Raw genomic sequence first — 19,444 nt, 5'->3', positions numbered from 1 at the left:
CGCAGGGTGACCCGGGTGTTCAGGGGGCGCAGGGCTTCCAGGGCTTCCAGGGTTTCCAGGGCAACACCGGGGCCACTGGTCCGCAGGGCTCGCAGGGTGACCCGGGTGTCCAGGGCTTCCAGGGTTTCCAGGGTTTCCAGGGTGAGACTGGGGCCACTGGCGCGCAGGGCTCGCAGGGTGACCCGGGTGTTCAGGGGCCCCAGGGCTTCCAGGGCTTCCAGGGCGTGACCGGGGCCACTGGTCCGCAGGGCTCGCAGGGCTCGCAGGGTGACCCGGGTGTCCAGGGCTCACAGGGTTTCCAGGGTTTCCAGGGTGAGACTGGGGCTACTGGCGCGCAGGGCTCGCAGGGTGACCCGGGTGTTCAGGGGCCGCAGGGCTTCCAGGGCACCACGGGTGCAACGGGCGCCACGGGTGCGACTGGTCCCATGGGCCCGCAGGGTGCCACGGGGTCGACCGGCCTGACCGGCGCCACCGGCCCGCAGGGTTCTCAGGGTGCCACCGGCACCACGGGTGCCACCGGTCCGACGGGCTCGCAGGGTGCCACCGGCGCCACCGGTTCGCAGGGCCCTCAGGGCACGCAAGGCGCCCAGGGAGCGGTCAGCACCACCGTCGTGACGGGAGCCCAGGGAGCACAGTCGACCGCCACCTGCCCCGTCGGCCAGTCGGCTCTCGGCGGTGGATATCAGGACCCCACGGCCGGCGCCGCCGCGAGCCAGAGTGCCCCGATCGGCGGCTCCCCCGCCACGGGGTGGCAGGCCACCAGCAACGACGGCTCGACGCTCACGGCGTACGTGATCTGCAGTCCGTGACCACCGCAAGGTGAGCGGCGGTACACGCAGTACGACCGCCCACCCCGGTTCGGACGAGCTTCGGTGCCCCAAGGCTTCGGCCTCGGGGCGCCGGCGCGTTCCGCCCCCGCTTCCGGCGCCGCCCCGCACTCGACGCCGAGTCCTACGACACCGACCTCAGCCGGTCCGGCCTGCCAGGAACGCGGCGCACGCTGGACGGTAAGAAAGACAGAGAGCCATGCGCATTCTTGTGACCGGCGGCGCCGGATTCATCGGTTCGGAGTACGTCCGCCGACGGCTGAAGTCCCAGCCGAGGACACGGATCACCGTCCTCGACAAACTCACGTACTCAGGGACCGAGGCCAGCCTGGCTCCCGTGGCGAAGCACCCGGGTTTCACATTCGTCCGGGGCGACATCTGTGACCCGGACGTGGTCGACCAGGTGATGGCGGCCCAGGACGCGGTGGTCCATTTCGCCGCCGAGTCGCACGTGGACCGGTCCATCGACGGTTCCGGCCCGTTCGTCCGTACGAACGTGATGGGCACCCAGGTGCTCCTGGACGCGGCCCACCGCCACCGCGTCGGCCGCTTCGTCCACGTCTCCACCGACGAGGTCTACGGCTCGATCGGCGAAGGCTCCTGGCCCGAGACGTGGCCGCTCGCGCCGAACTCCCCGTACTCCGCATCGAAGGCCGGCTCCGACATGCTGGCGCTCGCCTACCACCGGACCCACGGCCTGGACGTCGTCGTCACCCGGTGCACCAACAACTACGGGCCCTACCAGTTCCCCGAGAAGGTCATCCCGCTCTTCATCACCAACCTGCTCGACGGGAAGCCGGTCCCCCTGTACGGCGACGGCCGCAACATCCGCGACTGGCTGCACGTGTCCGACCACTGCCGGGGCATCGACCTGGTCCTGCGGGGCGGCAGGGCCGGGGACGTCTATCACATCGGCGGCGGGACCGAGCTGAGCAACCACAAGCTCACCGGTCTGTTGCTGGACGCGGTCGGCGCGGGCTGGGACCGGGTCCAGCAGGTGGCCGACCGCAAGGGCCACGATCTGCGCTACTCACTGGACGACGGCAAGATCCGCGAAGAGCTCGGGTACGAGCCGCAAGTGGACTTCGCCGCGGGCCTGGCCGCCACGGTCTCCTGGTACCGCGAAAACCGCTCCTGGTGGGCGCCGCTCAAGGAGAGCGGGGGGCTGCGGTGAGCACCAGATGGCTGGTGACCGGCGCTCGCGGGCTCCTCGGGCAGGACATGATGGCCGAACTCGCCACCCGCCCGGACACCGTGGTGACTGGTCTGGGTCGTGCCGAACTGGACATCACCGACCCGATGGCCGTCCGCGCGGTCGTCAGGGGCCACCATGTGGTCGTCAACTGTGCCGCCTGGACGGATGTCGACGGCGCCGAGCGGTCCGAGGCGGCGGCCACGGCCGTGAACGGCACCGGTGTCCGCCACCTGGCGCTGGCCTGCGCGGACAGCGGTGCGCTCCTGCTGCACGTCTCCACCGACTACGTGTTCCCGGGCGACACCCGTGAGCCCTGCTCCGAGGGCGCGCCGACAGGTCCTGTCAACGCCTACGGGCGCAGCAAGCTGGCGGGGGAGCGGGCAGTCGCCGAACTGCTGCCGCGTACCGGTTATGTCGTGCGTACCGCTTGGCTCTACGGCGCGCACGGCCGCAACTTCGTGGCCACCATGCTCGAACTCGCCGCCCGGCACGAGACGCTGGACGTGGTGGCCGACCAGCACGGCCAGCCCACCTGGTCCCGCGCGCTCGCCCGGCGACTGGCCGTGCTCGGCCGTGCGGCCCTGGGCGGGCGGGCGCCGGCGGGCGTCTACCACGGCACGGCGGACGGCCGCACCACGTGGTACGGCCTGGCGCGGGAGATCTTCCGCCTCGCCGGCCTCGACCCGGAGCGGATCCGCCCTGTCGGCTCGGAGGAGTTCCCGCGCCGGGCCCCCCGCCCGGCGTTCGGGGTCTTGGGCCACGGCAACTGGGCCCGATGCGGACTCGCCGTCCTCCCGCGCTGGGAGGACCAGCTGACCGCGGCCCTCGCCGAGCACCCCTTCGCTGCGCTGGCCGAAGCGGCGCGCGCTCACCGCCCACGGGCGTCGGCGTGATTGGCGAACGACTGCCCCCGGACGGAAAGAAAGGCGCCCTGCGGACCTGACGGTCCGCAGGGCGCCTTTGCGTGTGTACCGGCGCTAGACCAGCAGCGGTCCTCCGCACCGCTCGGCGCCGTCCTTCATCGCGATGAGGTTGGCGACGACATAGGAGATGTTGTTCCGGGAGTGCCACTCGGTGGGGAAGTAGGTGACCAGACGTGACGACTGGAACCTGGCCTTGATCTCGGGCACGAAGGCGCGGTACTGGTTGTCCGTGTAGTACCAGAACGAGTTCTCGTTGTAGTAGGCGACGTGGGTCGGGTCCTGGTACGCGCCGCGGCCGTCGGAGCTGGGCGTCATGGTGAGGAGCATGCCGCCGGGTGCCAGCAGCCGGTACAGCTCGTTGATCAGCGGCACTTTCGCCGGCACGTGTTCGAGGAAGTCCACCGCCCGCAGCAGACCGACCGAGTTGTCGGGGAGGTCGAGCTTTCCGGGCAGGGTCGCGACGATGTCAACGCCCTTACCGGGGTACTGGTCCACGCCGAGGTAGCCGGGCGGCTTCCGGTGCGCCGCGCCGAGGTCCAGTGCGAGCAGTTCGCGGCGGTGCGTCCAGGCCAGCGCGTTGGCCTCGATGTACTTGTCGTACAGGGCGACCGTCTCACGCTGGATGTGCGCGTTGATCTCCGGGTCGCGCTGGGTGTTCGCGGGATGCATCCGCTGCAGGTACAGACAGCGGGTGATGCGGTGGAAGTCGCCCAGGTGGAACAGCCGGCACATCAGGTCCTGGTCGTCCAGCACCGTACGCGTGGCATCGTACCCGCCGGCCTTCTCGTAGCTCTGCTTACGGAATGCCCGAACGTGGTTCGGCGCGTACCAGATGTAGGAGACGTTGTGCGGCGTCGGGTCCATGGCGAGCGCCTGGAGCAGCTTGCGCCCGTCGACCCGGACATCCTCGTACTTCCAGCCGTGTGCCTCGTTGAAGCGGGACTCGTCCCGCTTGCCGTCCTCGGTGATCTGCGCGGTGTTGCTGTATACGAGGACGGCCTCGGGATGCGCGTCGAATGCTTTGGCCAGTTCCGCCAGGCAGGCCTTTGCCAGGAGATCGTCGTGGTCGAGTTCGACGAGGATCTCACCGCGCGCCAGTTCGCAGGCCCTGCGCTTCGCCGCTCCGACGCCGCGGATGCCGTCCGCGATCTCGATCCGGACCCGTTCGTCGTCCCGCTCGGGCCGCCACCGGGCGCCGTTGTTGAGCACGACGATCCACTCCCAGTCCGGACAGGTCTGCGCTTGAAGGGCCTTGAGGCACTCGTCGAGGAAGCGGGGCTGGTGGCTGGGGGTGAAGACGGAGAACCTGGGCGTTGCGGTCGATGTCATCCGTTGGCACCTGCCTGACTCGATGTCGGAGTGGGCGTTACGTCGTCCTGGAACTGTTCCGGGACCTGGGAGTACAGCGAGGGGTCGGCCGCGACGGCACTGCGGAACTCGTCCTCGGCCTCGTCGTCGTGCTTCTTCTGCGTCAGGATCCAGCCCAGCTGGAGGTGGGCCGTGGCGGCCCGGGGGCTGGCGGCGATGGCGCGCTTCAGGAGTCTGACGGCCTGGTCGGTATCGCTCGCCTTCAGCAGGACCGCCTCGTTGTAGAGGGCCGAGGCGTACTTCGGGTCGATCTTCAGCGCCTTGTCGTAGGCGCCACGAGCCTCGGCCGTCCTGCCGTCCCGTTGTGCGAGGACCCCCAGGTTGTACCAGGCCAGCTTGTTGTCAGGTTCGAGCTCCAGCACCCGCTGATAGGTTCTGGTCGCACCTTGGAAGTCCTGGTACTTCTCCTGCAGCAGGGCCGCCTGGAAAAGCGTATTGGCGTCCTGAGTCCGATTGGTCAGCAAATCGGACTCGGATTCAGGTGCTGCTCCGGAATGGGACTGAACCGCCCAAGTGATCACCCCGGCCGCAATCGCCGCCGCACCGAAAATCCCCGCCCACAATCGCCTGCGTTTCATTTTTTTCACATCTCGTGGAAATAGTGAAGGATCAAGGATGTGGCTGATCCCAGGCAGGTGGTCGGCACCGAAAGGACCGCGGCGGTGCCGACGGTGCCGGAGTCCGAACCACCGTCATTTCCGCCGACGTTACGAGCTTTTCGCGAGGGTGCAGCAGTTCGGCAGGCATTGTGGTGTGCAGTCCACCCGAATGCAGGCATCAAAGCCCGGCCGGGCGAAGGGGGTGAGCGGAGAATCCGGGCGGGCTTCGAGGACGGGCGCCAACGCCTGTCCGGAGGTGCTGAGTTGCCTCGCACACTACGCATCGGCGCCGCAGTGCCTGTGAGTTGCGATGTATATAACAATCGTTCCATAGAGCTCGTGACACGAATCATGTCGCTGACCCGGACTGGTCTCAGCCCGAGTTCTGGCTCCGGCTGTGAGAACCGGTCTGTCCGGCATTGTCAGAGGCGTCAGGCACACTGCGCCGTATGAACTTGGTGACCGCGCACGACTACGCCTGGATCCGCACCTTGCAACCTCGCTCTGGCCGAGAGACTCACCGGCATACGCGTCACCGAATCCCTCCTCCGGGACGCCACGTACGAACTGGGACTCGTCCCCGAACAGCCCGCCGAGGAGTGGGCCGGCCTGGTCATCGACATCACCGGTGCCCACGGAGAGCGTCTGTACAAGAAATGGGCTTACGAGGAGATCACGGCGGCCTCCGACCGCGCACGGGCCGATCGTGATCACCTACGGCGAGCCTCTCGTCAACGATCGTTCGGAGCATGAGACGGGTGCGTAGCGAATGGGCGCGTGGAGGGTGCCCGCGGGCACCCGTCGCCCTCTCCGATGGACCTTGCCACCATGAGAGCAGGGCCGTTCCGTGGTGAGCGGACTTGCGCACATGGGCGTTGTGCACCCTGCGGAAAACCAGACCGTCGACGGGGAGCCGCTGTAGAAAGCGCTTCACGACCGCCGCTTGCCCCGGACCGGCACCCCATCGAGGCTGAGCGGCCGGACGCGGACCTGGACGGGTACTTCAACGAAGAGGCCGCTGCACAGGAGGCGTTGACCGGGCCGACATGAGCAAGCTCTGGGGGGTTCCTCCGCACAGACTGCCCGGTGGGGAGAGTTTCGCCACCTCGCCGCCCGCCGCCGCGGTGGGGATGGCGCGGCGGCCTCATGGATCATCCTCGGATGCCGAATGCGACTACCACTTCATCCCTAGTTCGTCGAGGTCGGCGCGTCGCTGGGCGCTCAGCGTCGTGGCGCGGCGGCGCATGTTGCTGATGAACGCGCCCAGTTTCACGGGGTCGCCCTCGACGTCCTCGATGTGCTTGCGGGGCACGGTCAGGTGCCCCTGGCGGGCGCGGAACTGCCGGGCGGCAGCGATGTTCCGTGCCCACGCGGCGCTCTGGGAGCGACCCGCGGAGCGTTTCTTCTCGCTCGTCGGCTCCAGGCCGAGTGCGCTGCTCAGCAGCCATTGCTGGGCGGGGAGGAGCTTGTCCCAACCGTGCCGCTGCGCGGCTGCCCAGGCTCCCAGGTCCTCTCCCTGGACGATGACTTGGCCGGCGGACGCCGACAGCGTCCCGCCGGCCTTCACGTGGGCATGGGCGAGGCGGAAGCAGCGTTGCCAGCCGATGTCCCAGGAGGGGCACCATCCTGGATCGATCGCATCCAAGGCCAGCAGCCGGTCCTGTGGCAGTTCCCCGGCGTAAGGGACGGTCTCACCTGCTGCGCGTCGTTCGGCGTTCTCCCGTGCCTTGCGGGCGGCGGCGCGCTGGTTCTTGACCCATGTCCCGATCGGGTAGCCCTTCCACACTGCGGAGGTCGGCGGGAGCAGCATCCCGCCGGCCGCGGCCGCGTATGCGCGGGCCACGGTCAGGCCCTCTTCCCACGCGGTGTCGTGCACCGACCACACCATGCCCAGCGCCTGGAGTTCGGCCACCCGCTCCGGCTGCAGCGTTCCGGCGGCATAGTAGCGGCGCTGATCCGCGATCCATACCCCCAAGGGATGGTTGCCGATACCCTGCCAGTATTTGGGCGTGACGAAGGTGTAGGGCACGCGCAGTTCGGGGCTGCCGGTCTCGCGCCGCCACCGCGTGGCGGCTTCGATGCCGCGCCGCCAGTAGGTGCCCTCGGAGTCGATGACCCGCAACCTGACGAACTGCGCGATGGCTGCCGGATCGCGTTCCTCCATGAACCGCAGCACTCCAGCCGCTCGCTCGCTCACCCGCGCGGAGTCCTCCTCGTTCCGCCTCTCGCCCGCGTCGTCGTCGGGCAACTGCCCACCGTCACCGTCCGGTTCAACTTGCAAGCGAGTGTCGCGGATGTTGGGGTTGGCGAGGGCCTCGATCGTGTCCGTGTCGTGGGCACGCAGAGCTCCGAGGACCTTTGCAAGTGTGCCGTAGGCGTCCGAGGTGAGCAATTGATTCGCGTCCTCGCCCGGCTCCAGGAACACCGGCACGATGAGCGTCGCGAGTTTTCCAGAACCTGGCTGCATGCGTAGTGCTCGCCCGACCATCTGTACGATATCGATCATGCTGCCGCGCGCGTCGGCGAAGAGCACCGCGTCGCATTCGGCGGTATCGACGCCCTCCCCGAGAACGCGGACGGAGCTCAACACCCGCAAAGCGGCGGGCATGTCACGGTCTGCAAAGCCTGTTCCTCCGAGGGAATCCGAGGCGAATTCATCCAACACCTGGCGGCGGTGGCCGGCCGGATGCTCGCCGTACAACCAGTCCGCCCACACCCGTTCGGCGGGTGGGAAGGTGTCCGGGGCGTCGTCGGCGAGCCGGGCCGCGATCGCCGGCACGCCGGCCGCCATTGCCTCCGCCTCCCCGATCCGACTGTGGAACGAGAGCACGCGTCGGAAACGCTCCTCGACGGCCGCGCGCATCAGCCCGGTCTGCACGGCCGCCAGTCGCGCGCCGCGTACGGCGGCGGAGCCGGTGTCCTCGCTCGTCAGCGCGGCGTGCAGTTCGGGATCGCGGATGTCCAGGCACAGCACCTGATAGGGCGCCACCAGCCCCAGCCGGATCGCCTCGGACAGCTTCAGTTTGTAGGCCACCGGCCCGAACACGGGGGAGTCCTCGTCCATGCTGGCCATCAGCCGGTACGCCTTGCCCTCGGCCTCCCAGATGCGCGCCGTCGCGGTCATGTACAACCTGCGTACCGACGGGATCTGCTTCTGATCGTGCACAGCCGCCCACGGCTTCCCGGCGTCACCACTTGTCCGGTGCGCCTCGTCCACGATCATCAGGTCCCACATCGGCAGACCGCACTCGTGCGCCCGCTGCAGGAGGCGGAGCCCCACGGCCGCGTACGTGGCGAACACCGTGACCGACTCCAGATCCCGCGTCCAGGCCACGAGTTCTTCCGGATTGGTCGTGCAGGGAACGCCGTCGCTGTCTTCAGGCCGCAGGGAGCAAACCCCCACCATCGTGCCCTGGCGCCCACCCCGGCGCCAGGCACGGGCCATCTGGGTCAGCAGGTCGAGCGTGGGTACCAGGACCAGGACTCGGCGAGCCGAAAGCCGGTTCGCGGACTCCACGCCGATCAGCGTCTTACCGGAGCCGGTAGCGGCGATCACCTGCGTTCGCAGGCCCTCCGGCGGGATCCGTCCGCCGGGAGCAACGGAAAGGTTCCGAAGAATCGCATCGCTCGCCTCGACTTGGTGCGGACGCAAATCGATCCGTGACATGGTATCCTCCAGCCCGCCGTTTGCAACGGGATTTCGCCCCCGGCGGTCCTGAGCTTTCAGCCGACCATCCCGTCTTTATTGGGCAGGCTTTGCTGCGTGGGTGGGCACCCGGCTAAAGTCTCAGAATCGTTCCAGCACTTCAAACTTGACACACAGTTTTTTGATCTCGTGATCGGCTCGTTACCGAGTGCAAACGAGTGATGCCATGGGGGACCGGCGACTTGCGTGCCAGCGGCTTGTCCTGCCCCGAGGACCCTGGCAGCTACCTCCCGCACGACTGCCGCAGAAGAGCGCGACGTACTGCCGCTTCGCCGTCCGGTGGGGCGACGGGACTCACCGGGTCATCCATGAACCCGTGTGGCCGCCGGGTCCCCGCCGCCACGACCGGCCGCGATCCGGCCAAGCCGGTGCGGGCCGCGAGCGCGGTGCCTGGCCGTGGACGTCCTCGGCCTGGTCGTCGCGGTCGTCGTCCTGGCCGCGAACCTCCACGACAACACCGCGGGCGTCGTCCTGCTGGTCGGGGCTGACGACGCCGTCGGTCTTCAGGTGGTCGAGGCCCCAGCCGGCGAACTGTCCGGCCCAGGAGTCGATGAACGCCTGCGCGCCGGGCTTGGTGTAGCCGATGCAGACCATGCCGCCGCAGTTGTAGTTGTTCTCCGTCGTCGTGGTGGCGATGTCGCGGGCGTGGTACGGGGTTCCCTGGATCCCGGTGTTCTCGTCGACCCTGACAGCGCGACGGTCGGCGCGGAGAGGCCGATGACTCAGAGACCGTCAGGAACCCACCCCATGGCCGCGTCAAGTGAACATGACCGTGGTTGTCCCGCCGCCCCGTGCAAGCGCGCCCGCTCTCGAAGCGGGTCAGCCGTGCCGCGCCGTTTACACCCGCCCCTGTCCGCGCTAGCTTCACAGAGGAGTGGGGTGGGAGCGCTCCCATGTCTGCCCGGCGGACCGGAACCCGTCGGGTGGTGGGCCCGCTTCCGCCCCACGTCTGCTTCCGCGTGGGTCCGTGCGCGGCCGGCCCTTCGCCCCGCACGGGCGTGCACGGTCCGCTCTGGGCGGACCCGGTGCCGGTACGCACCGGGTCCGCGAGCCGGCCAGGCGAGGGGGTGGGTGGGCCTGTCCGGGGGGAGTTGCTCGTGCTGCCTCGTGCGCGTCTGCTGAGCGGCTTGTGTCGGTCCTGTGACGGGCGACAACGTTGTCTCATGGTCTGTACATGACTCTACCGCCTCAACCGACAACGATGTCAACCCACTTCGGGTCACCCGACCGGGTGAACCCGTGCCGTGCCGTGCGCGGCAGTCGCGGTCTTCCGTGGTACCGGTGGCGCACGTTACTGTCCCTGCGGCTTGTGTGACCTGTGGTGCGCGACCCGTCCGGAGGAGGAAGGGCCGCGTCATGCGTTTCCGACCCATGTCCCTGCTGCTGGCCGCGGTACTCGCGGTCGGCGGTGCCACCCCCGCCCTCGCGGCGACCGCCGCCGCACCACCCGAACTGGTCAAGGACCCCACGGCATACGTCGATCCACTGATCGGCAGCAGGAACGGCGGCAACACCTTCCCCGGCGCCGTGGTGCCGTTCGGCATGCTCTCCTGGAGCTCGGAGAACACCAGGGGCGACGCGACGAGAGCGGCCGCGCCGGGCGGCTACCAGTACGACGCCACCCGCATCCGCGGCTTCAGCCTGACCCACATGTCCGGCACCGGCTGCGCGGGCGGCAGCGGCGACATCCCGTTCTTCCCGTACGCCGGCGAGGTCACCTCCTCTCCGGCGAGCGACACGCGGGACGCCGTCTACGCCTCGGACTTCAGCCACGCCGACGAGACCGCCGAGCCCGGCCACTACCGGGTGGGCCTCGCCTCCGGCGTGACCGCCGACCTCACCGCGACCGCCCGCACCGGTTCGGCCCGCTTCACCTACCCGGCCGGCAAACCCGCCTCCCTGCTGATCCGCACCGCCAACTCCGAGGTGGGGTCGGCCGATTCGGCGGTGACGATCGACCCGGCCACCCGCACCGTCTCCGGCTCGGTCACCTCCGGCGACTTCTGCGGCTACCTCGACCCCGAGGGCCAACGCTCCTACTACACCCTCTACTTCACCGCCCACTTCGACCGCGCCTTCACCGCCACCGGCACCTGGCAGGACGGCACGCTCAGCCCGGGCTCGACGACCGCGTCCGGCGGCACCGGCGGCTTCGCGACGAACGGCGGGCGGCCCGTCGCCGGCAAGGGGGCGGGCGGATACGTCCGGTTCGCGCCCGGTTCCGGCCCGGTGAACGTCAAGGTCGGCATCTCGTACGTCAGCCGGGCCGCCGCCGAGGCGAACCTGCGGGCCGAGAACCCGTCGCGGCGCTCCTTCGGCGCCGTCCGCGACGCGGCCCGCCGCGCCTGGCGCGACCGCCTCGGGGCCGTCCGCGTCGGCGGCGGCACGGACGCCGACCGCACCACCTTCTACACGGCCCTGTACCACTCGCTCTTCCACCCCAACGTCATCAGCGACGCCGACGGCCGCTACCGGGGCAGCGACGGCAAGGTGCACCGGGTCGCCCGCGGCCACCGGGCGCAGTACGGCACCTTCTCCGGCTGGGACGTCTACCGCGACCAGGTCCAGCTGCTGACCCTGCTGGACCCGCGGACGGGCTCGGACGTCGCCCAGTCGCTCTACGAACTCGCCCGGCAGAACGGCGGGGTCTGGGACCGCTGGCTGCACGGCGCGAGCGGCACCCACGTCATGAACGGCGACCCGGCACCGACCGCCCTCGCCGCCATCAGGGCCTTCGGCGGCACCGGCTTCGACCTGAAGGGCGCGCTGGCCTCGCTGGTGGAGGCGGCGACGGTCCCGACGCGCCAGGACCTGTCCCCGGCCGGCAAGCCCGTGCTGTCGGTCGGCCAACGGCCCTCCCTCGACAAGTACCTGGCCCACCACTACATGCCGTCCGTGTCGAACGCCTGGGGCGGCGCCGCCGAGACCCTGGAGATGTCCACGGCCGACTTCTCCCTCTCGCAACTCGCCGAGGCGGCGGGGGAGAAGGAGACGGCGACCGCCTTCGCCGGCCGTTCCCAGTGGTGGCAGAACAACTTCGACGTGGCCGCCGACGCCACCGGCGGCTACATCGCCAACCGCAAGGCGGACGGCAGCTGGGTCACCGGCTTCACCCCGGGCACCGGCAACGGGTTCGTGGAGGGCACCGCCGCCCAGTACACCTGGATGGTCCAGCACAACCCGGCCGGGCTCTTCGCCGCGATGGGCGGCACCGGCAAGGCACTCGCCCGCCTCGACACCTTCTTCCACAACGGCGACGGCAGCTGGGCCTTCACCGGCAGCGGCGGCGACAAGTCCGAACTGGACAACGAGCCCTCGCTCAACGTGCCCTACCTGTACGACTACGCCGGAGCGCCCTACAAGACACAGGAGACCGTCCGCGCGGCGATGACACAGCTCTGGTCGACGCAGCCCGGCGGTATCCCCGGCAACGACGACCTCGGCGCGATGTCCTCCTGGTACGTCTTCTCGGCGCTCGGCATGTACCCGCAGGTCCCCTCCCGTGCCGAACTCGTCCTCGCATCACCCCTGTTCGAGCGCGTGGAGATCGACCGCCCGGACGGCGACGACATCTCGATCCACGCCACGGGGGCGGCCGGCGACGCCCCGTACGTCCAGTCCCTGAAGGTCAACGGCCGCACCAGCGACCGCCCTTGGCTCGACAGCTCCTTCGTCCGCGACGGCGGCCGGCTCGACTACACCCTTGCCACGACGCCGAACCGCAGCTGGGGCACGAGCAACCCGCCGCCGTCCTTCCGCCAGGGCGAGCAGCCGTACCAGATCGGGGTCGGTCCGACGACCGCGACGATCGCCCCCGGCGACAGCACGACGCTCACCGTCCGCGCCCTGTCCCTGTCCGGCGGCACCGGCCCCGACGTGCGCTTCCGCGTCGAGACACCGGACGGCGTGTCGGCGACCCCCGCGGAGGGAACGGTCACCGGCGGTGCCCGGCAGATCGCGCTCGCCACCACCCCGGGCACTGCGCAGGGCTACTACGACGCGAAGGTCACCGTCACCTCTACCGGCTCCTCCTACGCCCAGCCGGTCGCCCTCACCGTCGCCGCACCCGGCACCCTCCTCGCCGCCTACTCCAACACCGGCATCTCGGACGACTCCGGCGACCACGACGAGGCCGACTTCGACGGCGGCGGCTGGAGCTACTCCCGGCAGGCCCTCGCGGCGGCCGGCCTCACGCCGGGCACCGAGGCAACCGTGGACGGCCTCGCCTACACCTGGCCGAACGCACCCGCGGGCCGCCCCGACAACGCCACCGCCACCGCCCAGACCATCGAACTCCCCACCCCCGCCGCCACGCTGTCCTTCCTCGGCAGCGCCACCAACGGCAACCAGTCCGCCCCGGCGACCGTGACCTACACCGACGGCACCACCGGCACCCTCGACCTCTCCTTCACCGACTGGACCATCGGCGGCGGAGGCGGCACCGTCCAGTACGGCAACACGATCGTGGCGCGAACCGCCTACCGCAACGTCTCCGGCGCCGACAAGGACCCGGTGGCCACCTACGTCTTCGCGACCAGGCCCTTCACGGCCCCGGCCGGCAAGACCGTCAGGAGCGTCCGGCTGCCCGAGAACAGCGACCTGCACGTGTTCGCCCTCGCGGTGGGCTGAGCACCGTCCACCCAGCCCCGGCCGGTTCCTGACTGGCCGGGGCACCACCCGCTTGCGGCCATCGCCCCATGGGGAAGCGCGCGAACCTTCCGGAGGACTTCCGGGCGGAGGCCCGGACCGCCTACGCGTTCCTGGTGCGGAGCGAGGGCTTCTCGGAGCCGGAGACCGTCGACGACAGGCTGTTCCGGTGTACCGGACTGCGGTTCCGGCGCGCCGACATGGTGGTGGAGTTCCAGTATTTCGGCGGTAGGGAGCCCGAGGTGTCGACGCTCCTCACCCCGGTCGGCGCGGACGGCACCCGGGGACGCGGGGCCCGGCTCGACGGCCTGTACACGGCCGTCGGCTGCGGGCCGGCGCAGGACGTCCCGGTCTCGGCTCCCACCCGGCGGGCCATGCTCAAACGGGTCCACGAGCATGCCGAGGCGTTGCGGCGGCTTCTGCCCCTGCTGGAGGGCGGGTTCCCGGAGCCGTGAGCGGACACGCGCAAGAGGGGGCGGGCCCGAACGGGGCCGCCCCCTCTCCGTGGGGCTGTCGCCGGCTCAGGCCAGCAACTCCACCTCCGCCAACGTGGATTCACCGGTCAGAACGAGCCGGTAGTGGGTGTACGCGCCGGGCTTCTGGATGGTGAACGCCCGTGTCTGCAGGTTCCAGTCGAAGGATTCCCCGGAACGCTGGTCCACGGTCTTCCAGTTGCTGCCGTCGGCCGAGGCCTGGAGGGTCCAGCCGGTCGGGGCCTTGGTGTGGTCCGACGGTGAGGTGAGGGTGTACTGGACGCCCTTGGCCGACCCGGTCACCGGGAGGTCCACCGAGGTCACCGTCTCCTCGGTCGCCGAGGTGTTGTCGAACAGGGAGCCGTCGGCCTTCAGGACGTCCGCGCGCGGGGTCGGGATCTTGTCGTCCTTGGTGACGGAGACCGGGGCGGCGTTCTTGCCGGTGCCCCAGTTCGACGGCTTCGGGCCCATCGTGAAGTCGATGACGCCCCCCTTGGCGAGGAGGGAGTGGGGGAGCGAGGTCGACGTCCAGGTCTGGCCGTTGACGCGGACACCCTGGACGTACACGTTCCGCGCGCTGTTCTGCGGGGCCTTGACCACCAGGTCGTGACCGTTCTCCAGGTGGACCGTCGCCTTTCTGAACAGCGGGGAGCCGATCGTGTAGTCGCCGCTGCCCATCACCAGCGGGTAGAAGCCGAGGGCCGAGAAGAGGTACCAGGCCGACTGCTCGCCGTTGTCCTCGTCGCCGTGGTAGCCCTGGCCGATCTCGCTGCCCAGGTAGAGCCGGGAGAGCGCCTGACGGACGTAGGCCTGCGCCTTCCAGGGCTGCCCGGCCGCGTCGTACATGTAGATGACGTGGTGGGCGACCTGGTTGGAGTGGCCGTACATGCCCATCCGGACGTCCCGGGCCTCGGTCATCTCGTGGATGACCCCGCCGTAGGAGCCGACGAAGTCGGGAGACGCCGTCTCGGGCGTCGCGAAGAACTCGTCGAGCTTGTCGGCGAGGCCGGACCGGCCGCCGTACAGGTTGGCGAGACCCCGGCTGTCCTGCGGGGCGGTGAAGGCGTAGCCCCAGCCGTTGGTCTCGGTGTAGTCGTACCCCCACACCCGCGGGTCGTACGACGCCGAGTCCACCCGCCAGTCGCCCTGGGCGTCCCTGCCCTGGAAGAAGCCGGCCTTGGAGTCGAAGAGGTTCACGTAGTCCCGGGCGCGGTTGAGGAAGTAGTCCGACTCCTCCTGGTAGCGCTTCTCGCCGGTCTTCTTGTACAGCGCCTTGCCCATCTCGGCGATGCCGTAGTCGTTGACGTACCCCTCCATCGCCCAGGACAGGCCCTCGCGGGTGTCGTCGCTGGTGTAGCCGAGGAAGGGGGAGGTCGACATGCCCTTGCGGCCGACGCCGGAGGTGGGCGGTACGACGGTCGCGTTCTTCAAGGCCGCCTCGTACGCCGCCTTCGCGTCGAACGTCACGCCCTTGACGTAGGCGTCCGCGAACGCCACGTCCGAGGAGGTGCCGGTCATGAGGTCGGCGTAGCCGGGGGAGGACCAGCGGGAGGTCCAGCCGCCGTCCTTGTACTGCTGCACGAACCCGTCGACCATCTCACCGGCCTGACCGGGCGTCAGGAGGGAGTACGCCGGCCAGGTCGTGCGGTACGTGTCCCAGAAGCCGTTGTTGACGTACACCTTGCCGTCCACGATCTTCGCGCCGGTGTGCGTCGGGGTGTCCTGGCTGGTCATGGGAGAGAAGGGGGAGGCGTACTGGTACGTGGAACCGACGTGCTCGAAGCCGGAGTTCGGGTACAGGTACAGCCGGTACATGCTGGAGTAGAGGGTGGTCAGCTGGTCGGCCGAGGCGCCCTCCACCTCCACCTTGCCGAGCAGCTGGTCCCAGACCTTCCGGGCCTTCGCCTTCACCGCGTCGAAGGAGGTGCCGTCCGGGATCTCCTGGCGCAGGTTGTCCTTGGCCTGGTCGACGCCGATCAGGGAGGTGGCCAGCCGGAGGGTGACGGTGTGGTCGGCGCCCGCGTCGAAGCGCAGATAGCCCTTGACCCCGCTGGAGTCGCCGCCCGTCACGGGCTTGTCGAAGACGCCGTAGACGAAGAGCCGGGTCGCGCCCGTCGACAGCCCGGACTTCACGTCCGAGTAGCCGGTGACGATCCCGTGCTCCTTGTCGAGGGTCAGGCCCGCCTGCTCGGTCACGTTGTCGAAGATCACGCTCGCGTCGTCGCCCGGGTACGTGAAGCGCAGCGCGGCCGCGTGGTCGGTCGGCGTTATCTCGGCCTTCAGCCCGTTCTCGAACCTGACGCCGTAGTAGTAGGGCCGCGCGGTCTCGTTCTCGTGCCGGAAGGCGAGTTCGCGGGCCTCCCGCCCGGTGTCCGGGGTGCCGGTGGCGGCGGACGGCATCATCTGGAAGGTCTGCCGGTCGCCCATCCAGGGGCTCGGCTCATGGCTCGCGCTGAACGCCTGGATCGTCGGCAGGTTGTCGTCGTTGTTCGCGTGCGCGTACTCGTACAGCCAGCTCTCCGAGGACGCGTTGGTCACCGGCGTCCAGAAGTTGAAGCCGTGCGGCAGGGCCGTCGCCGGGAAGTTGTTGCCGCGCGAGAAGCTGCCGCTGGAGTTGGTGCCGCGGGTGGTCAGCGCGTAGTCGGACAGGTGCGCCTTCGGCTTCTCGGGGGCCACCGGCTTCAGCGACACGTCGTCGATCCAGCCGCGGAACTTCGCCGGCCCGGCGGGGGAGTCGTAGCCCACCAGGATCCGGTCCACCGTCTTGCCTGCCGCGACCGAACCGATCACCGACGAGATGTTGTTCCACTGGTTGACGTACAGCGCCTTCGACGCACCCTGCCCGCGCGGCGAGAGCGCGAACCCGTGCTGGTCGACGGCCCCGAGGTCGCTCAGGTAGGTGCCGTCCGTGAAGGCCAGGTCCACCGCCACGTTGGTGGCGTCGTAGTCGAGGTCGCCGTCGGCCATCGAGGGGAAGATCCGGTACGCCAGCTGCGTGTCCCGGCCGACCTTCACGTTCACGTCGAAGACCTTGTTGTACGAGTACGCCCGGCCGGCCGACGTGTGCCGTCCCGCGTAGCGCAGCGCGTACGTTCCGGTGAACCCGGCCCGTGCCTTGGCCGTCGGCGAGCCGGTCGGGCCCTTGTCGACCAGGGAGAGCATGTCCTGGGGCACGGGACCGCCGCTGCCGCCCGTGGAGAACTGGACGTCGGCGATCTGGAGGATGTCGGGGGCGCCGTTGTTCTTCGTGACGTCGAGCCGGAAGTGCCGGTACTCGGCCGGTGCGGAGAGGTCGTACGACTTGGTCTGGAACCGTTCCGTGAAGGCCTCACCGGTCCGGGTGTCGACGGTCTTCCAGTCCTTGCCGTCCGTCGAGCCCTGGAGGGTCCAGTCCGCGGGGTCGCGCTCGGCGTAGTCGTTCGCCGAGGTGAGGGCGTAGGTCACCAGCTTGACGGGCTTGTCGAAGTCGAACTCGGCCCAGCCGGTGGGCTGGAAGGTGAGCCACTTGGTGCCGGACTCGCCGTCGACGAGGTTCTCCTTGACCTCGCCCGCGCCGGTGTTCTCGCCGCTCGCCCGCACGTCGGTCACGTGGTCGGTGACGTTGCCGGGGATGCCGGTGCTGTAGCCGCCGTCCACTCCGGAGGCGCGCGGGGCGCCGCTCGGGTCGGTGTCCACGGTGTCGGACCAGTCCGGTGACGGATCGCCAGACTCGAACGAGGATGCGAACTGCGGAGCGGCGGCCGGTGCCTTCGCCGGCAGCGCCACCGCCGCTCCCTGGGAGCCCAGGGTCATGACTACGGCGGCCGCGATCACGACCGCCGTACCAGATCCGTGCCCTGTTCTTCGCTGCGTTCTCCGCTGCATCACAACGGTTACCCTCCCTGCCACATGAGACAACGTTGTCAGCTGCGTGGCGCAGGAACCAGTAGGTGGTCAAGTGACCCGTGATGTCAAGGGTGTTGGGTGCGGCATTCAGGGGTGTATGTCGCCTCTTTTTCCGGCAAGGCGTACAGAGATCGCTCATATTTCCGACAGGTCTCAACTAGGAAAAGACCCACGGCCAACCTTGCATTCGATCTTGCCGAGCTGGCGGGAAGTGGACTATACCTGTCGGCGTTTCCCGCATGACTTCCTGCACGACCCAGCACTACCCGACCGCGGTGCCGGGGAGGATCCGGTTCACCGCCTGAGTCCTGGAGAAGGCGAGGACTTGAGCATGGGATCCACTTCCGCAGCGAACCCCGGTTCCGATTCCGCAGCGACCCCCGGTTCCGAGGGGGTCGGCCGTCGCGATCTGATCAAGCGTTCGGCCGCACTCGGCATGATTTCGGTGCCTACCGTCGGATTCCTCTCCGCCTGCGCCAGCAGCGGCGGTGGCGGTCAGTCCAAGGACAAGGCCGGCAAGAAGACGGCCAAGAACCCGCTGGGCGTCAACGACACCGCACAGATGGAATTCGTCCTCTTCGACGGCGGTTTCGGCAAGGAGTACGCCGAGGACGCGGTGAAGATCTACGAGAAGGACTTCCCGAAGGCCAAGGTCAAGTTCGCCGCCACCCAGAAGATCCAGTCCACCCTCCAGCCGCGGTTCAACCAGGGCACCCCGCCGGACCTCATCGACAACTCCGGCGCCGAGCAGATGGACATGGGCGTGCTCGTCGGCAAGAAGCAACTGGCCGACCTCACCCCGCTGCTGGACGCCCCGTCGTACGACGACCCGAACAAGAAGGTCCGCGACACGCTGCGCCCCGGCATCGTCGAGATGGGCCAGTTCGACGGCGACCCGGTCTGGATCATGTACTACGCCTACACGGTCTACGGCGTCTGGTACTCGCAGAAGGCCCTGGACTCGCTCGACGCGGAGTACCCGCAGACCTGGGACCAGATGATCGCCGTCTGCGAGAAGGCCAAGAAGAAGGGCATGGCCGGCTGGACCTACGCCGGCAAGTACCCGTACTACATCCCCTTCTCGCTCTACCCGATGATCGGCAAGGTCGGCGGCGTCGAGGTCCTGAACGCGATCGACAACCTGGAGCCCAACGCCTGGAAACACCCGGCCGTCAAGGCGTGTTTCGAGGCCTACTACGAGCTCTACAAGAAGGGTTACATCCTCAAGGGCACCCCCGGCCTCGACCACATCCAGTCGCAGACCGCCTGGGCGCAGGGCAAGGCCCTGTTCATCCCGAACGGCTCCTGGGTGGAGAACGAGTCGGCGAACGTCATCCCCGCCGACTTCAACCTCGCCGTCTCCGCGCCCACCGGTATCGACAAGAACGACAAGATGCCGTTCGGCACCATCTGGGCCTCCGGCGGCGAGCCCTTCATCGTCCCGGCCAAGGCGGCCAACGCCCCGGGCGGCATGGAGCAGCTGCGCATCATGCTCAGCGAGGCGTCCTCGAAGAACTTCACGACGAAGGTGAAGTCGCTGACCGCGTACAACGGCGGCACCGACGGCATCAGCCTCACCCCGGGCCTCACCTCCGGCGTGGCGGCGCTGAAGCTGGCCGGGTCGAACGTGGTCAACCCGCGGCTCCAGGACTGGTACGTGCAGCTCCAGAAGGAGAAGATCGGGGTCGCCGGCCTCGGCGAGATGATGGCCGGCCGGCTCACTCCGGCGGAGGCGGTCAAGAAGATCCAGGGCTTCGCCGACGAGGCCGCCAAGGACACCTCGATCAAGCACTACAAGCACCAGTAACCAGCAACCGTCTC

Annotated in this window: 12 protein-coding genes; 7 read left to right on the top strand and 5 right to left on the bottom strand. The window is 69.1% G+C overall.

Features of this window, described 5'->3' with window-relative positions; translation table 11 throughout:
* Nucleotides 1–425: 425 nt before the first annotated feature.
* From BLW82_RS46050 to rfbD, 3 genes are all read left to right on the top strand, one after another.
* A complete protein-coding gene (locus BLW82_RS46050; protein ID WP_218162365.1) occupies nt 426–809 on the top strand; it encodes a collagen-like domain-containing protein in 384 nt (127 codons plus the stop codon).
* A 217-nt stretch (nt 810–1,026) separates the two neighbouring features.
* Entirely contained in the window at nt 1,027–2,001 is a 975-nt protein-coding gene (gene rfbB, locus BLW82_RS10565) for a dTDP-glucose 4,6-dehydratase (RefSeq protein ID WP_093498543.1), read from the top strand.
* Nucleotides 1,998–2,915: a dTDP-4-dehydrorhamnose reductase gene (gene rfbD / locus BLW82_RS10560; RefSeq protein ID WP_218162364.1), complete on the top strand. Its 918-nt coding sequence runs from the start codon at nt 1,998–2,000 to the stop codon at nt 2,913–2,915. The genes rfbB and rfbD overlap by 4 nt, the downstream gene beginning before the upstream one ends.
* Nucleotides 2,916–2,999: 84 nt before the next feature.
* Here rfbD and BLW82_RS10555 read toward each other — a convergent pair whose 3' ends face one another.
* Nucleotides 3,000–4,274 carry a glycosyltransferase gene (locus tag BLW82_RS10555; RefSeq protein ID WP_093498542.1) on the bottom strand — a complete coding sequence of 425 codons (1,275 nt, stop codon included), beginning with the start codon at nt 4,272–4,274 and terminating at the stop codon, nt 3,000–3,002.
* Nucleotides 4,271–4,891, bottom strand: a complete 621-nt coding sequence (locus BLW82_RS10550; protein WP_093498541.1) for a tetratricopeptide repeat protein — start codon at nt 4,889–4,891, stop codon at nt 4,271–4,273. The genes BLW82_RS10555 and BLW82_RS10550 overlap by 4 nt, the downstream gene beginning before the upstream one ends.
* A 525-nt stretch (nt 4,892–5,416) precedes the next feature.
* Between BLW82_RS10550 and BLW82_RS46045 the strand changes: the two genes are divergently transcribed.
* Nucleotides 5,417–5,665 carry a DUF6461 domain-containing protein gene (locus BLW82_RS46045; protein ID WP_371131483.1) on the top strand — a complete coding sequence of 83 codons (249 nt, stop codon included), beginning with the start codon at nt 5,417–5,419 and terminating at the stop codon, nt 5,663–5,665.
* Between the two features lie 421 nt (nt 5,666–6,086).
* On the opposite strand, the gene BLW82_RS10540 is transcribed toward BLW82_RS46045, so the two are convergent.
* Both BLW82_RS10540 and BLW82_RS45330 read right to left on the bottom strand, forming a co-directional pair.
* Nucleotides 6,087–8,579 (bottom strand): DEAD/DEAH box helicase, encoded by a 2,493-nt coding sequence (locus BLW82_RS10540; RefSeq protein WP_093498540.1) that lies wholly within the window; start codon nt 8,577–8,579, stop codon nt 6,087–6,089.
* Between the two features lie 333 nt (nt 8,580–8,912).
* The gene (locus BLW82_RS45330) at nt 8,913–9,212 is read right to left on the bottom strand and encodes a hypothetical protein (RefSeq protein WP_256215746.1); all 300 of its coding nucleotides are present in this window, start codon (nt 9,210–9,212) and stop codon (nt 8,913–8,915) included.
* Nucleotides 9,213–9,974: 762 nt separating this feature from the next.
* On the opposite strand from BLW82_RS45330, the gene BLW82_RS10525 reads away from it, so the two are divergent.
* Nucleotides 9,975–13,247, top strand: a complete 3,273-nt coding sequence (locus BLW82_RS10525; RefSeq protein ID WP_093498539.1) for a GH92 family glycosyl hydrolase — start codon at nt 9,975–9,977, stop codon at nt 13,245–13,247.
* 68 nt (nt 13,248–13,315) lie between these two features.
* The gene (locus BLW82_RS10520; RefSeq protein WP_093498538.1) at nt 13,316–13,720 is read left to right on the top strand and encodes a hypothetical protein; all 405 of its coding nucleotides are present in this window, start codon (nt 13,316–13,318) and stop codon (nt 13,718–13,720) included.
* 66 nt (nt 13,721–13,786) lie between these two features.
* Here the strand turns inward: BLW82_RS10520 and BLW82_RS10515 are convergent, their stop codons facing one another.
* Nucleotides 13,787–17,530 carry a GH92 family glycosyl hydrolase gene (locus BLW82_RS10515; protein ID WP_093507982.1) on the bottom strand — a complete coding sequence of 1,248 codons (3,744 nt, stop codon included), beginning with the start codon at nt 17,528–17,530 and terminating at the stop codon, nt 13,787–13,789.
* 424 nt (nt 17,531–17,954) lie between these two features.
* Between BLW82_RS10515 and ngcE the strand changes: the two genes are divergently transcribed.
* Nucleotides 17,955–19,430 (top strand): N-acetylglucosamine/diacetylchitobiose ABC transporter substrate-binding protein, encoded by a 1,476-nt coding sequence (gene ngcE / locus BLW82_RS10510; protein ID WP_093498537.1) that lies wholly within the window; start codon nt 17,955–17,957, stop codon nt 19,428–19,430.
* Nucleotides 19,431–19,444: the final 14 nt, after the last annotated feature.

The sequence above is a fragment of the Streptomyces sp. Ag109_O5-10 genome, from assembly GCF_900105755.1.
Classification (GTDB): Bacteria; Actinomycetota; Actinomycetes; order Streptomycetales; family Streptomycetaceae; genus Streptomyces.
The sequence above is the reverse complement of the archived record's forward strand: the minus strand, read 5'-3'. Positions and strand labels throughout refer to the sequence as shown.

Coding starts and splice junctions, on each gene's coding strand:
- BLW82_RS46050 (WP_218162365.1), top strand. CDS start 426: ATGGGCCCGCAGGGTGCCACGGGGTCGACCGGCCTGACCGGCGCCACC.
- BLW82_RS10555 (WP_093498542.1), bottom strand. CDS start 4,274: ATGACATCGACCGCAACGCCCAGGTTCTCCGTCTTCACCCCCAGCCAC.
- BLW82_RS10525 (WP_093498539.1), top strand. CDS start 9,975: ATGCGTTTCCGACCCATGTCCCTGCTGCTGGCCGCGGTACTCGCGGTC.
- BLW82_RS10540 (WP_093498540.1), bottom strand. CDS start 8,579: ATGTCACGGATCGATTTGCGTCCGCACCAAGTCGAGGCGAGCGATGCG.
- ngcE (WP_093498537.1), top strand. CDS start 17,955: ATGGGATCCACTTCCGCAGCGAACCCCGGTTCCGATTCCGCAGCGACC.
- BLW82_RS10515 (WP_093507982.1), bottom strand. CDS start 17,530: ATGACCCTGGGCTCCCAGGGAGCGGCGGTGGCGCTGCCGGCGAAGGCA.
- rfbB (WP_093498543.1), top strand. CDS start 1,027: ATGCGCATTCTTGTGACCGGCGGCGCCGGATTCATCGGTTCGGAGTAC.
- BLW82_RS45330 (WP_256215746.1), bottom strand. CDS start 9,212: ATGGTCTGCATCGGCTACACCAAGCCCGGCGCGCAGGCGTTCATCGAC.
- BLW82_RS10520 (WP_093498538.1), top strand. CDS start 13,316: ATGGGGAAGCGCGCGAACCTTCCGGAGGACTTCCGGGCGGAGGCCCGG.
- BLW82_RS10550 (WP_093498541.1), bottom strand. CDS start 4,891: ATGAAACGCAGGCGATTGTGGGCGGGGATTTTCGGTGCGGCGGCGATT.